11 protein-coding genes are annotated in these 15,377 nt (G+C 38.5%); 4 read left to right on the top strand and 7 right to left on the bottom strand.

What is annotated here, in order from left to right; all coding sequences use genetic code 11:
- Nucleotides 1-112: 112 nt before the first annotated feature.
- Together N0O92_RS08395 and N0O92_RS08390 are read right to left on the bottom strand one after the other, a co-directional pair.
- Entirely contained in the window at nt 113-1,912 is a 1,800-nt protein-coding gene (locus N0O92_RS08395) for a YhgE/Pip domain-containing protein (RefSeq protein WP_315614223.1), read from the bottom strand.
- Nucleotides 1,909-3,969: an efflux RND transporter permease subunit gene (locus N0O92_RS08390; protein WP_315614222.1), complete on the bottom strand. Its 2,061-nt coding sequence runs from the start codon at nt 3,967-3,969 to the stop codon at nt 1,909-1,911. The genes N0O92_RS08395 and N0O92_RS08390 overlap by 4 nt, the downstream gene beginning before the upstream one ends.
- Before the next feature lie 153 nt (nt 3,970-4,122).
- On the opposite strand from N0O92_RS08390, the gene N0O92_RS08385 reads away from it, so the two are divergent.
- The 3 genes from N0O92_RS08385 to N0O92_RS08375 all read left to right on the top strand — a co-directional run bounded on the left by N0O92_RS08385 (nt 4,123) and on the right by N0O92_RS08375 (nt 7,522).
- Nucleotides 4,123-4,692, top strand: coding sequence for a TetR/AcrR family transcriptional regulator (locus N0O92_RS08385; protein WP_315614221.1), 570 nt, complete (start codon nt 4,123-4,125; stop codon nt 4,690-4,692).
- Between the two features lie 485 nt (nt 4,693-5,177).
- Nucleotides 5,178-5,801: a DUF2306 domain-containing protein gene (locus N0O92_RS08380; protein WP_315614220.1), complete on the top strand. Its 624-nt coding sequence runs from the start codon at nt 5,178-5,180 to the stop codon at nt 5,799-5,801.
- Between the two features lie 299 nt (nt 5,802-6,100).
- Nucleotides 6,101-7,522, top strand: coding sequence for an alanine/glycine:cation symporter family protein (locus tag N0O92_RS08375; RefSeq protein ID WP_315614219.1), 1,422 nt, complete (start codon nt 6,101-6,103; stop codon nt 7,520-7,522).
- Between the two features lie 86 nt (nt 7,523-7,608).
- On the opposite strand, the gene N0O92_RS08370 is transcribed toward N0O92_RS08375, so the two are convergent.
- From N0O92_RS08370 to N0O92_RS08350, 5 genes are all read right to left on the bottom strand, one after another.
- Nucleotides 7,609-9,663 carry a catalase gene (locus N0O92_RS08370; protein ID WP_315614218.1) on the bottom strand — a complete coding sequence of 685 codons (2,055 nt, stop codon included), beginning with the start codon at nt 9,661-9,663 and terminating at the stop codon, nt 7,609-7,611.
- A 565-nt stretch (nt 9,664-10,228) separates the two neighbouring features.
- Nucleotides 10,229-10,591, bottom strand: a complete 363-nt coding sequence (locus N0O92_RS08365; RefSeq protein ID WP_396334483.1) for an alpha/beta fold hydrolase — start codon at nt 10,589-10,591, stop codon at nt 10,229-10,231.
- A gap of 343 nt (nt 10,592-10,934) precedes the next feature.
- Entirely contained in the window at nt 10,935-11,759 is an 825-nt protein-coding gene (locus tag N0O92_RS08360; protein WP_315614217.1) for an alpha/beta fold hydrolase, read from the bottom strand.
- 103 nt (nt 11,760-11,862) lie between these two features.
- Nucleotides 11,863-12,933: an SDR family oxidoreductase gene (locus N0O92_RS08355; RefSeq protein ID WP_315614216.1), complete on the bottom strand. Its 1,071-nt coding sequence runs from the start codon at nt 12,931-12,933 to the stop codon at nt 11,863-11,865.
- A 738-nt stretch (nt 12,934-13,671) separates the two neighbouring features.
- Nucleotides 13,672-13,947 (bottom strand): YkvA family protein, encoded by a 276-nt coding sequence (locus tag N0O92_RS08350; RefSeq protein WP_315614215.1) that lies wholly within the window; start codon nt 13,945-13,947, stop codon nt 13,672-13,674.
- A 241-nt stretch (nt 13,948-14,188) separates the two neighbouring features.
- Between N0O92_RS08350 and N0O92_RS08345 the strand changes: the two genes are divergently transcribed.
- Entirely contained in the window at nt 14,189-15,292 is a 1,104-nt protein-coding gene (locus tag N0O92_RS08345) for a 5-methyltetrahydropteroyltriglutamate--homocysteine S-methyltransferase (protein WP_315614272.1), read from the top strand.
- The last annotated feature ends 85 nt before the right edge of the window (nt 15,293-15,377 follow it).

Below are 15,377 nucleotides of genomic sequence, written 5' to 3'. Positions count from 1 at the left end.
CAAACCTTTATGGTTTGTATTCTATTCTACTTGTAATAAAAGTAAGCTATTACTTGAAGTTGGATTTTCTAATTGAACTAGTTTTACATATGTTAGAAGATTTATATATATCTCAAACTTTCTTGCTCTCCAAAAACAAACTTCTCAATCGCTCCCAAAAACTTACTTCTCCTTCTTCCTCAACGAAAGTTGTTTCTTCCTCTTCATCTAACTCAATCGGTTCTGTTTTGAGAATAAATTGGACTGACTCAACGTTCATATTTTTGGGTGACACAAACGAAACCGGCTCAAAATCAGACTTATCGAATTGTTCCCTCATTGCATCTATCTCTTCTTGCATTTGTTCCGGTAAATCAGATGTTTCTCTAGCTAATTCTGCGGTACCATCACGAAGCTCTCCGACACCACTACTAAGCTCGGACGTTCCTTTTGCCACTTCACCAAATCCTGACGCAATTTCACTGTACGAGTTGGCCAACTGAGCAACACCATCTGTATACGAAACAAGTCCTGCATGAAACTGACCATAATTTTTTGCTAGTAAGCCAATCCCTTCTTCTAATTCACTTAATGCGTCCAATCCTTCCATGCTTTCAAAAGCTCCGGAAAGCTCACTTGCCAACGTGCGTAATTGATTGCTCATTTCATGAACCGCCCCGTTTGTCCCTTCTAATGCTGGGCCCACCGCAACAAAAGCTTCTTTCACATTATCATACGTTCCTTTTGCTGTTTGTGCAGCAACAAGCACGTCGACTAAATGTTCAATCGTTTCTGGATTCGCTCCGCTTTCATACAACTGCTGAATATCTTCTTCTGACACACCAGAAGCCGGAATACCGTTCATTGCCTCATTTAATGCAGAAAAGGCGATTGGGTAATTTTCATTTAGTTGAGTTAAACCATTTGCAACTTCTTTCAGACCATCTGCCATAAGCGATAAGCCTTCTGGCAATTGAGCTAATCCACTCAAATCCATCTTATTTGATGAGCCGCTAAGTCCTTTATATAACATAGCAAGTGATTCATCAATTGTCCGTGAAGCGCTGATGATTTCAGCGGAAGCATCCTTTATTTCAATCATTCCATCACCATATTGGCGCGAACCACGATTTAAGCTTTGAACACCATCATTCAATTCAGACACACCTGTGTTTAAATCAGAAACACCATTATTAATTTCTTGAATAGCGTCGCTTAACGTCCGCATTTCACTTGTCATTTCTTCTGTTTCTAGATTATCAAGCGCCATTGATAGCGGAATAGCCGCAATATCGATCCCTTCCATTTCAAAGTTAGTCACGTCGGCAAGAAAACTAACATCGCCTTCACTATCTGGCATCACCGTATACGTCAATTGCCTCTTTTTGCCGACATTTGCAATATTTGCATCTGGTGCTTGGATATTGCTCATCTTCTCGGTATCAAGAGTGAGAGAGATTTGTAGTGTGTAATTCTCAAAAAAACTAGGATCTACTTGTTCATTATTTGATGTTTTGATTGTTAACAGAAGACGTCCCTCTTTTCCTGCTAACTCATCTGGAAATACTTCTTCCCCATCAAGCATGTAGGAAATGTTGATATTCCATGGCAGTTCATGATTCTCCATATTTCCTTGATAGTAAAACCAACCTGGTGAGGCTTCAAGCTGTACCTCATCTTCATCTTGCTCTAGTACTGACAAGTCCGTTAAATTCCGAACGGCCGTATAGTCTCCATAATCGATAATGAAACCTTGTTCGGCTACGTCCAACATATTCACAACATATAGTTCGTTCAACGTACCTGTTGCACTTAAGCTCCCGTACACAACCTCATCTTTGGAACCTACAACCCCATTCACATTGGCATTCGCTACTTGAAAAGGAAACACGAGCAGCATCGCTAAACAAACAAACGTCATTCTCTTCATCATGTATCCTCCCTAAAAAAGTTTGCTTTTATTGTTGTTTTCCCAATTACTTTATCGAACACTAGAAGTACTGCTGGCAAGAAAAAGAGAACCATAATAAAGGCTAGTAACGCCCCTCTGCCAAGAAGTAATCCAATTGATGCGACAATTGGGTTGCTAGATGTAATCCATAAAATAAAGCCTACACACGATAAAATGGCTGCCGAGATTGAAATTGAGAATGTCTTTTCATTCAACGTTTTGATAATGGATTCCTTGGCAGACATTTCTTTGCGATTCTCAAGATAATTTTCAGTAAAGAGGATCGCGTAATCGACCGTCGCTGCTAGCTGAACAGTACTAACGACTAAATAACCGACAAAAACTAATGGTGTATCTGTAAAATACGGGACAGCAAGGTTAATCCATACCGCTGCTTGAATCGTCAATAACAAGACGACTGGAAGAGAGATCGATTTAAATGTAAAAAGTAAAACCGTCCCAATGGCAACAATGGTTAAAATGTTGACCACGGTATTATCTCTTGTAATCGTCGTTTTCATATCGTACAAGGCGACACTCTCTCCAAGAGCTAGTGCTTCATCACCATAATAAGATGCTGCAATTTCGCGGACCGATTCCACGACACCGAAGGCAGCCTCTCCTTCATTTTCTGTTTCGGTGTAAAGAATGATCTGACTGTAATTCTCCGAGTGAAACTGTTCCGTAATCGATGGATCCAGATACTCCGGCGGGATCGCTGGACTAACGGCTTGATTATAGGAGATCACATTAGTAACATGCTGGACTCCTTCTAAATCTTGTTCCATCCTCACTTCTCTAGCAACATCCCCTTTTGGGACTAATAAAACAATTGGAGTTGTCTGACCGAATACCTCATCAACTGCGATGATATCAGCTCCAAGACGAGTGGACTCAGGCTGTTCGCCGTTCCCATAAATAAAGGATGTTTCTTGTTGTGCTAAGAAACCTGGTACAAGAACCAAAAATACAACAACCAAGCTCACAAATCTCACCTTCATCACTCCCTTGCCAATGGAAAGGGTCGTTGGTACAAAAGGCTTGTGCTGCGTTTTATCGATCCATTTATAAAACAACACCGTTAATGCAGGTAAAAATACCATGACACTAATAAAACTTAACAAAATCCCTTTTACAAGGTTTACTCCTAAATCAGCTCCAATTTCAAACTGCATAAACGTCAGTGCCAGGAAACCAAAGAAAGTAGTAGCCGCACTAGCTGCAATTGCCGGAAACGATTTTTTTATGGCAAGCTGCATTGCCTCTTCAGGATTCGCCGTCTTCTTCCGATAATCTGAAAAACTATGAAGCAGGAAAACAGCATAATCTAACGAAACCGCTAATTGTAAAATCGGACTGACCGATTGTGTCACAAAAGAAATTTCGCCAATGAAAATATTTGTTCCTAAATTAATCAGAACAGATACTCCGATAGCGGTAAGGAAAAATAGCGGTTCAATCCATGAAGTCGTGGAGATAACGAGAATGATAATAATAAGTGGCACTAATAACAGAGCCGCATACATCGCTTCATTAGCTGCCATACTTTGAGCAACTGCTGTATCAGCCGCATCTCCTATTAATGCATTTTCCTCACCTATTAAGTCATAAATCGCTTCTGTAATCGCTACTTCATCGCCTTCTCGAACGGTTAACGAAAAGAGAGCATGATTGTCCTTATAGTAAGTCTCAACTAACTCCTTTTCTGCCATTTCTAAAGGGGTTTTTAAATCCAGCGCTTGATCGAGCCAGACAACATCGGAAACTCCATCAAGCTCCCCTAGCCTGTCTTTATACACAAGAGCTTCTTGCAAAGACACGTCCCGAATCATTACTTGAGCATTCGAAAGAGGCGTATCAAATTCCGCTTCCATCACCTCAATGGCCTTTGTCGACGGAGTATTCTCTGGCATATATTCACTCATATTGTAGTTGACTGATACAAAAAACTGGGCAATAGCACTAAACACGGTTAGTAACATAAATACAACTACAATTGACTTTTTGTATTTCATTATTTTTGCAGCGATATCTAGCATGACTGAACAACTCCTTGAATCGTAACTAATGCCTAAGTATAATGACACTGTGTAGGATAATCAACAAACAGTTCGTTATCTTCTGTTAGATAATCAACACCCACTTGTAATGTGTTGGATTCGCAACAAAATCGTTTAAAAAGGGGGGGAAATATGAGTTCCAGATTAGATAGACGAATTAAATATACAAGGCTCGCACTGAAAGAAAGTTTTATTAAATTAATGCAAGAAAAACCTGTAACTAAGATCACCATTAAAGAAGTGTGCGAATTAGCCGATATTAACCGCTCAACTTTCTATTCTCATTACGCAGATTTATATGATCTTCTCAACCAAATTGAAGATGAAATCATAGAAGACTTAAACCAAACCTTGTCCGCATACAACTACACCAAAAACGAAGAAGCCATACAAATGACAGAAAAACTATTAGAATATCTTGTAAAAAATCGTGAAAGTTCCCAAACGTTATTCAGTGAGCACGGCAATCCAGCGTTCCAAAAAAAAGTCATGATGCTAGCTCATCGGCATTTAATAAAATTTTTCATCTCCGACGCGACTACTCTCCCGTTTAACGCTGAATATTTAAGTATATATATTGCCAACGGCAGTATTCACGTGATCCAACATTGGCTGAAAAACGGGTTAAAAGAATCACCAAAAGAGATAGCTGAATTAGTGATTAGTCTTGCCAATGAAGGACTTTCCTCGTTTCAGAAGTAATAACATAGCAAAAAAGCAAAGGCTGTTCTGTCGCTTCATCTTCATGAAAAGCGTTAGAACGGTGCCTTTGCTTTTTGTAAATATCCATTTGGCTTTTGATTCCTGAACTTTGGATTTTCCTCTTTTTCAGGAATCTAATAGGGCTTTTGGTTCCCGTGCTTTGGCTTTTCCTCTTTTTCAGGAATCTAAGTGGGCTTTTGGTTCCCGATCTTTGGCTTTTCCTCTTTTTCAGGAATCTAAGTGGGCTTTTGGTTCCCGATCTTTGGCTTTTCCTCTTTTTCGGGAATCTAAGTGGGCTTTTGGTTCCCGATCTTTGGCTTTTCCTCTTTTTCGGGAATCTAAGTGGGCTTTTGGTTCCCTGGGTTTGAATTTTCCTCTTTTTCAGGAATCCACCTCCTGTCTCCTCCAATAAATCCCACTTCTCTCCTATAACTTCCTGTATAATACATATAATTATAAATCTAGAGAGGAGACAAGCGAACGAAATGATTAAGAAAACAGGCTTTTCTATCATTGTTTTGTTATCGTTTGTTTTAGCCATTTCTGCAATAGTTCGTTATTTTGTGTTAGATCCGGTTGAGGGCAACGCCATTCTTATTCGAGAGGGAATGGAAATGTTTCAAATGAACAATCAACTTTGGAACATCGCATTGTATATTCATATTATTACTGCTGCATTCCCATTAGTGATTGGCCCATTTTTGTTTATAAAAAAGCTACGCAGTCGGAATTTACACATACACCGGAACTTAGGAAAAGTCTACGTGGTCACGATTCTTATTAGTTCTACTGGAGGGATTTATTTATCTTTCTACGCTCATGGGGGGATTTTGGCAATCCTTGGGTTTCTATGCTTAGATGTTGCATGGCTGTATACAACTTTCAAAGCGTATAAATACATTCGAAACAAACAGCTGACTTTACATGAGGAATGGATGTATCGAAGCTATGCCGTAACTTTTGCTGCTCTTACGTTTCGAATGTGGTCGGCGATTGTAGGATATTCATTAGATAACTTTACGGTCGGGTATTTAGCAGCTATATGGTTAAGTTGGATAGGGAATCTAGTTGTAATTGAGTTGTGGATCCGTTTTAAGCTTCGTAAATGATCAACACTTACGTATAATTGTTTGCCAGAGAAGATGGATGAAGTCCCTCTTCTTTTTTTGAGGAATCCAGCCAGACTTCATTTCTAAATCCCCATCTCCACTTCTTCAGCAAATCTACCTCCCTTTCGCTCCTCTACTTTCTAGCGCTTTGCAAAATCTCTCATACTCCTTAGTAGAGCTAAATTTTCTCAACATTATCTCAATCAACTAGATTTAACGTTTTTTTACTATTATAATAGAAAAGTTGCTTCGCCATAATTTTGCTTTTGTACGACACTTAATAACTGAGGAGAGATTGCATGAATTTGATTGAAAACATCGTTTCAGTTGGTAACGACATCCTTTGGAGTTACCTTTTAATTGCTTTATTAATAGTAGCCGGTGCTTATTTTACCGTTGCTTCAGGCTTTGTTCAGTTCAAGTATATCGGTGAAATGTTTCGTCTATTAACAGATAAAGAGACGATTAAAACAGGAAAAAAGACGGTCTCGAGCTTTCAAGCTTTCTGTATTAGTACCGCTTCAAGGGTTGGAACTGGAAACTTAGCGGGAGTGGCATCTGCCATTGCTTTAGGTGGTCCAGGTGCGATCTTTTGGATGTGGCTAATTGCCCTACTAGGATCAGCGACAGCTTTTATTGAAAGTACTTTAGCGCAGATTTATAAAGTAAAAGACGGAGATAGCTTTCGTGGTGGACCAGCCTATTATATGGAAAAAGCATTAGGTGCTAGATGGCTCGGAATTATCTTTGCTATTTTAATTACGTTCTGTTTTGGACTGGTCTTTAATTCAGTTCAATCCAATACGATCTCAATGGCAATGAACAGCGCTTTCGGCTCTGACACGTTACTCGTTGGGATCATTGTGGCTATTTTAACAGCAGCGATCATTTTTGGTGGAGTTCACCGAATTGCGAAAGTTACCGCCGTTGTTGTACCTGTGATGGCCTTAATTTACTTATTTGTCGCTCTTATCGTCATTGTCATGAATTTTACTGCTATTCCTAGTGTGTTTGTTCTTATTTTCAAAAGTGCTTTTGGGTTAGAGCAAGCGATTGGCGGTGGAGTTGGTGCTGCGATGATGATGGGGATTAAACGGGGTTTATTCTCAAATGAAGCTGGTATGGGTAGTGCTCCAAACGCTGCTGCAACAGCGAATGTTAGTCACCCTGCAAAACAAGGCCTGATTCAATCATTAGGGGTATTTGTAGATACGTTAATTATCTGTAGTGCAACGGCCTTTATTATCTTGATTTCAGGTGATTTTGCAAATGGAATGGTTGGTATTGAGTTAACACAAAATGCGTTAGCATCACAAATTGGTTCTTGGGCTAGCATGTTTGTCGCTATTGCTATTTTCTTATTCGCCTTTAGTTCAATCATTGGAAACTATTATTATGGTGAAACCAATATTGAGTTTATTAAAAAGAGCAAGATTTCCATAATGATTTATCGATTAGCTGTAATTGGGATGGTTTTATTTGGAGCTTTAGCGGAGTTTTATCTAGTATGGGATATGGCTGATTTCACTATGGGGTTAATGGCGCTAATGAACATTTTGGTAATATTTCTCTTAGGGAAGTTTGCCTTTGCTGCCCTGTCCGATTATGGGAAACAGCGGAAAGCTGGAAAAAACCCTGAATTTTTAGCGAGTAGCATTCCAGGTTTGAAAAATGTGGAGCACTGGCAAAAGAGTGATCATGAACAAAAAGAAAAGCTTTAATCTAGACCGACCTATAAAGAGAGGTACTGTCCTTTCATAAGTGTAAGGTAGCTATCATTTTAGATAGCTACCTCTTTTGTTTCCTTTTAGACCCTATCCCAAAAACGTTGTTGGGCGATAGCAAGGCTAAATTCTTTTGCAAATTCTGGGCTGTTATCAGCAAAAACTACTCCCGCTAAGTTATTCATTTTTGTAGCTTGAAAGTGAGCCTGCCCTGTCGTTGCAATTCCAATCGGTTTGTAATGTTTGTAGACACCACTTATAAATTCGGAAATGTATCGATCAAATTCTAGTTGATTACTAGATTGACCTCCAACGATATAAAGGGAATCAAAAAGGACGTTGTGAGTGGAAAGGAATGTCTTATCAACTTTTACTTCCGTTCCATCGTCTCCTGATAGCGTACCGAGTTTCTCACTGACGATCTCTACAAAAATGCCCTGCTGCTTCAAAAAATCAATGACTTTACGTACCTCATTTCCCTTAAAACCATTTCCGATCAGAACACCCACACGTAAGGAAAACGAATAATGCGGTGTATTCGCCTGACTTAGAGCCGGTGAAGAAGCATCAACAGGTACATGTTTTCCGGTCGGAGGATTTGCCCCAACATTGTCAGCAATCGTTGTCGCCATATCTTGATCAACATTAACGAACATATCGATGACTTGTTGGCGAATCGAAGGACGATCTAGTTTGGCTAGTTCGAAACTAAATGCTTCAATGATGTGTAGTTTTTCTACAGGTGACATACTATTCCAAAATAACCTTGCCTGCGAGAAGAAGTCTTTGAAAGACGCGCTACTCGCCTTTATCTTAGACCCTTCTACTTTTTCTGGATAATGGAGAAACCCTCCTTCTTCTGGACTAGTAGGACCAGGCGTGTTTTGAGCAATTGAATTTCTAAAATAGTTTACCTGATCAATGTCAATGCGGTGTCTTTTAAATCCATCTCTTTGATTATTATGAAAAGGACAGAGTGATTGATTAATCGGAATCTCTGTATAATTCGGTCCTCCAAGTCGGTGCATTTGTGTTAGTTTATAGGTGAAGGTTCTTCCTTGAAGAATCGGATCGTTCGTAAAGTTTATTCCAGGTACAAGGTTCGTCACATCAAATGCGACTTGCTCTGTTTCAGCGAAAAAATTATCAACATTTTTATTTAAAGTCATCTTACCAATGATTTCAACCGGAACTAGTTCCTCTGGCCAAAGTTTCGTTGGGTCGATCACATCAAAGTCAAACTTGTCTGCATCCTCTTCCCCAATCATCTGAACACCTAGTTCAAAAACAGGAAAAGCCCCACGATCAATCGACTCCCACAAATCTCTCCTATGAAAATCCGGATCTACTCCGCCTATAATTTGTGCTTCCTCCATTAAAAAAGAATGGATGCCTAGTATCGGTTTCCAATGAAACCTAACAAACGTTGCTTTCCCTTGCTCATTGACAAACCTAAATATATTTACACCGAACCCTTCCATCATTCTCCAACTTCTAGGAATGGCTCGATCTGACATGGCCCACATGACAAAATGAGCGGACTCTTGATTATTCGCAACAAAATCCCAAAAATTATCATGAGCAGCAGAAGCCGTTGGCATATCATTATGCGGTTCTGGTTTCAGTGCGTGTTGAGAATCAACAAACTTAAATGGATCATGAACAATAAATACCGGAAACGGAAGCCCTAATAGATCGTAATTCCCTTCTTCCGTATAAAACTTTACAGCAAAGCCTCGTACATCACGCGCTGTATCCTTCGATCCCTTTCCTCCCTGCACTGTAGAGAAACGCACAAATACCGGGGTCTCTAGTCCAGCTTCTTGCAAAAAACACGCTTTAGTGACTTTTTTCATTGACTTATAGGTTTCAAAGACACCATGTGCTCCAAATCCTCTTGCATGAACGACCCTCTCCGGAATTCGTTCCGTGTCAAAATGCAATTGTTTTTGAAAAAAGTGAAAATCCTCCATTAATACAGGGCCACGCTCACCAACTTTTAAGGTTGAGTCATTATTAGCAACTTTTAGCCCTTCATTTGTCGTGATTCTCTTTCCTGTGTTTTGAATACGGTACTTTTTCAACTGCTCATTCTTCCGGTCCGCACTATTATTGCTATTTCTTGATGATTGACCCATTTATGCACCTACCCGTTTTTGTCATTTGTCACTTATATACATATATCTTATCGCGCTAAACTTAGACCATTTTTTCTTTGTACCTATAGGTCTGAGTTACTTCTCTGCATTCTTTCTTCGGGTAGGCTTACAAGTGAAATAGGACGAGATATGTAATCTCGTCCTAACAAATTTATTAATTCAACTGCTTATATCACCACGAATGTAAACCAAAACAGGCAAACATTTAGGCCCCGACTTTTTGCTTTTTACGCTGTTCACTTAAAAACTGCAAAGAAAGCTTGTTGAACTCCGACGCTTTCTCAATGATACATACATGCCCAGCACCTTTAATGAATAATCGGATCGTGCGCCGAGGCCTCTGTTGCCGAACTGATAAACATATGATCTTCCTCACCCATTACATATTATTTTGGAATAGCGTTTTGAGTATTTACTGCATTGTTATACGCATGATGAGGTGTAATAACGAGTTTCGACCATTTTAAAAATTCTGCTCCTTCTAATTTAAGGGCTTCTCTTATAAAGATATTACGCGACTTTTTGTGATTCCCTTTTGGCATCATTAAAAGCGCAATTCTTTGTAAAAAAACATATATGGTGCAAAAACCCGCAAATAATAGACGGCTTTATCCAAATCTTTTGACCACCAGTTCCAGTGAACAACCTCCCCAGCGACTATCATCGATTTAATCTGATGTGGTTCTTCCGCTATCATTTGTTGGGCGATAATCGTTCCTAGCGAAAAAACGACAACACGAAAGGTAGAGATAGAAAGTTGATTTAGGATCAAATATATCTCCTCTGCAATCTTCTCAACCGTATGCTCATCTTTTGCTAGAGTCTTCGATTCACCGTGTCCCGGAAAGTCTATTAATAATAGATGAAACTGTTTTTCATATTCTTCTATTTGCTTATAAAAAAACAGTAGAGTTTCCGCCTAACCCTTTTAGCGCCCATTGGCAGCACCTTGTTTCTAAAGTAATATTTAATTTATCTTAATATCGAATTAGCATTTCAAGGAGTGACGAGGGAAGGCGAAATGGGTGTCCCTGAAGAGATAGTAAAAGGAGAAATATTTGGAGTAGCAGTGGTTGTGTCGTAGCAAGATGGGGCACTACAACTATGTACAGATGCCCCCTTCCCTACCTGTGAACACCCAATGCGTGAACATTACGAAGAGAAGATGAATCACTTACGCTCGGAGGCTGAAACCATCAAATCTGAAGGTCAAAAAATGAAAGACCAAGAACAATTGTTGATATATTGATCTAGTGATTATTGAGATGCTCTTTTATTCGTTCGGTTGTATCGATAAAACTACTTTGCTTCTTAATAAAACGAACTGCCATTTCGTTGAATCGTTCAGACGCATCGACATTACAAACATGTCCTGTTTTTTCTATAATGACTAACTCTGACATCTTCTCTTGTTTCATACATCGATTCACTTCGTTGATAAACATATGATCCTCTTCACCCATCAAATAGAGAATTGGTGTGTTGGGTGTTTCTTTGTAATAGTCATCATATAAATTATCAATATGACTTGTTAGATCGAACCATTTAATAAATTCTTCTTGGGATAAATTCTTCGCTTCTTTCACAAACATCATTCTCGAATCGTAATGATTTCTTTTGGGCATCAAAATCCATGCGAAAAATTTGTATAACCACATATAAGGTACTTTGCTTTTCATAATATGACCTATTTTTATTAAAAAGCGACCACGCTTGTTAAACTTTGTTATTGATCCGCCCAAAATCATTGATTTCACCATATCTGGTCTCAATAAATTTATTTTTCTGATTAATAATGTACCCAAAGAAATTCCAACAAAATGCGCTTTTGATATTTTATTTTCCCTTAATACGGCTATAATATCTCGACTCACAAGTTCCCAATCATATTCCGAAAATTCACCCGAAAGATGTCTTGAACCTCCATGTCCTCTCAAATCGACCATTAGGATATTAAATTCTTTTTTGAAGGCTCTTAGTTGTTTGAACCATATATTTGAACTTCCTCCCAAACCATGAAGAAGAACCACCCACTCTTTGTGAGTATTTTTCTTTATAATTTTATAGAACAGCATATTTCACTCCCTAACAAATAGTATCTTTTTATAATTTCACTTTTAATCAATTTTTCCTATAACAAAACACTTCCTCCATCAATTGAATCACATTTTAATATAGTCAAGCTAATTGCGTAACAAGCTTCGGTTGTAAATAACTAGTCATCATATGTTCAAAAACACCCTCATTCAAATCTAACTCATCTAGATTCGCTGCTAGCAATAACTCACTAGTATTCTGCGAATCAAACTGGATAGAACGTGATAAATACTCCTTAAACACTTTCAGTCTCTCATGCAAAATGAATTCTTCTTTTGTCAATTCAGACTCGCATTCAATTGAGCCTATTTCTAAATTCGGAAATGACAAAGTCTTTTTAATTATGTTAAAGACCGTTTGATTAGATAATGGGTTCGGGTTCGTGACGTTGTAGATTGTTTCTTTTTGTCCGTGTTCTAGTGCAATAGCTAATACATCTGCCACATAATCAACAGGAACAAGATTGGAATTCGTCTCACCTTCCAACATGATTCGAAACGATTGATTTTTGTAGAAGTCATTCTTCGAAATCATCTTCTGAACCACACGGATCCCTTTTAAAAGACCGTAGAGCGCAAAATTTGTATCTGCTTCTCCTGTCCTTGTATCGCCGATGATGATTGCCGGACGCATAACAATCACGTCAAAATCTCCTTTATAAGCAAAAACAACTTCCTCACTAACCGCCTTGCTTTGTTCATAATAATTAACAAACTCTTGCTCAGTAGAATACAGCTGCTCTTGTCCCATTACACCTTTTCCGACTGTATATGCTGTACTAACATAAATAAATTTCTGCACACCCATACGCTTTGCAAATTCAAGTACATAACGTGTTCCATCGACATTTACAGAAAACGTCTCTTTTTTCATCGCTTCATCAAATGACAATAAGGCAGCCATATGATAAACCACATCTATCTTGTTTTGTAATACCTCCATCATCGTTTGATCTTTAACAAGTGACGGATTTGTTATATCACCATAAACAGCAATGATTTGTTGAGATTCAATCGCTGTAAATTCTTTCAACAATCCCTTCAATTTCTTTTCATTCCGCACTAACACATACAAGAAATGTCCTTGTCTAAGCAATTTCTCTATTAACTTTTTCCCCAAAAAGCCTGTAGCACCTGTTAAAAATATATTCATTCTTTTCCTCAACTCCTAAGCGGGTTTGTAAGCCTTTACTAGTATAACATTGAGGGAAAGAGGAAAAAGACTGTCCTTTTCCTATAAGAAAGGAGCCGTCGTGACTGGTGCCAAGGCATTTGCAGCATTTAATTTAGCTCGATATCTAGCAATCCCCGCTTAAAAACTACACAGAAGGTTCACTAAATTGGATAATATTAACTTATGGTGCCAGGTCAACAACCGAAACATCTTATTTCATGTATGCTTTCACGGACAAAACTTAGCTAAACGAGTGCCAGCGCTTATATATCAAATGATAAGGCACCTGCGCCTCACCACATATCCTGTTGTTTCCGGAACTTCCTCGTTCTCCTCGTTTTTAGGAATGAAATGTTCCCATTGTTTCCCGAATTTCCCTCGCTCCTATTTTTCAGGAATCATTCGCCCTCTTTGTTTCCCGAATTTCCTTCCCTCCTATTTTTCAGGAATCATTCGCTCTCTTTGTTTCCTGAATTTCCTTCCCTCCTATTTTTCAGGAAGCATTCGCTCTCTTTGTTTCCCGAATTTCCTTCCCTCCTATTTTTCAGGAATCATTCGCTCTCTTTGTTTCCTGAATTTCCTTCACTCCTATTTTTCAGGAATCATTCGCCCTCTTTGTTTCCCGAATTTCCTTCCCTCCTATTTTTCAGGAATCATTCACTCCCTTTGTTTCTCGAATTTTCCCTCGCTCATCAATATACGAGTGCTCCACCCAAATTACGTAACTTGATATTTTTTCTTAAGCGAGTCGGGGGCCATTTTTATCATTCGTTCAAAAATGAATGCAGCCACCATGACATCATCCAAGACTCCAAAAAACAAAATGAAATCTGGAATAAGATCAAATGGAAAGAGAGCATATCCTAAAATGAGCAGAACGCCTAATCCTTTTTTTCGTGCAGTTACCTCTTTTGAGAGGAAATAATCTTTTAAAAATGGGCCGAATCTCCATATTTTCAAAATGAATGTTAACCTTTTAATGACCTTACGCAATCATAACACCTACTAGTCTATTCAATTTATTCTACTTCTACAGTTTACCTCACCTACAACTGCTTTCCTTTACATATTCTTAATTCTTTTTAATTATAAAGACCTTTGATCGATAACACTTGGTTATAACTTTTAGTTATAACCAATCATTTATTATAACACTTACACTATAACGCCTTACTCATGCTACGATATAAACAGATAATACATTTACAAATATTACCGAAAGAGGGAATGAATGATGACAAAAACGTTAACGAAAGCCCCATTTAAAGCAGACCATGTAGGGAGCTTGCTACGTCCTGAACGTTTACATATAGCACGAAAGGAATTTAAAGAAGGCATCATTACAGCACAACAATTACGTGAAGTGGAAGACCAAGAAATAAAACGTGTCGTTGATAAACAAATTGAAGTAGGCCTACCTGCTGTAACAGATGGTGAATTTAGAAGAAGATTTTGGCATACGGATTTCTTAGAACACCTTAACGGAATTGAAGGCTATGTACCTGAGCATGGTTATAAATTTGATGGCATCGAAACTGAAAAATATGATATTCGTTGTAATGGGAAAATCTCATTTAATCCAGACCATCCTTTCATTCAAGATTTCATTGAATTTAAAGAATACGTTGGGGACCGTGCAGTAGCAAAACTAACGATCCCAAGTCCTAACCAGTTATTCAATGCTGGCATTCAAAACTTAGACATTTATCCAAACATCGAAGATTACGCTAACGATATAATCCAAACGTATCAAGATGCATTAAAAGCCTTTTATGATGCAGGTTGCCGCTACTTACAATTAGACGATGTTTATATCGCTGGCCTCTGCGCACCAAAATTGCCATTTAGCTCTAGTGATTTATCAAGACAGGAGCTCATTGACCTTGCACTACGTGTCGTAAACGGAGCGTTAGAGAATAAACCAGAAGATTTAATTATTACCACTCATCTTTGCCGAGGAAACTATCGTTCTACTTATGCTTTTGAAGGTCCTTATGATAAAATTGCTCCTACTTTATTTGCGAAAGAAAAAGTAGATGGCTTCTTCCTTGAATATGATGATGATCGTTCAGGAGATTTCAAACCATTGGCTCATATTCCAAATGGTGGCCCACAAGTAATACTTGGAGTGTTCACATCGAAATTCGGTGAATTAGAAGATAAGGAGGCAATCAAAGCAAGAGTGAAGGAAGCATCGCAATACGTCCCACTAGAGCAATTATGTTTAAGTCCTCAATGTGGTTTTGCTTCGACACACCATGGTAATAACCTTACTGAAGAAGAACAGTGGAATAAACTGAAATTTATTATCGATGTTGCGAATGAGATTTGGAATTAATAATTCACTAGCAGTTCCATTTTTTATTTGACCTCATTGGAAAAAGAATTCCTGACCTTAGTACAAGGAAGTACTGAGGTCAGGA

The organism is Alkalihalobacillus sp. MEB130 (genome assembly GCF_032335535.1).
Taxonomy (GTDB): Bacteria; Bacillota; Bacilli; order Bacillales; family Bacillaceae_D; genus Halalkalibacter.
Note: the sequence above shows the minus strand (reverse complement) of the source record. Positions and strands in the feature narration are given on the sequence as shown.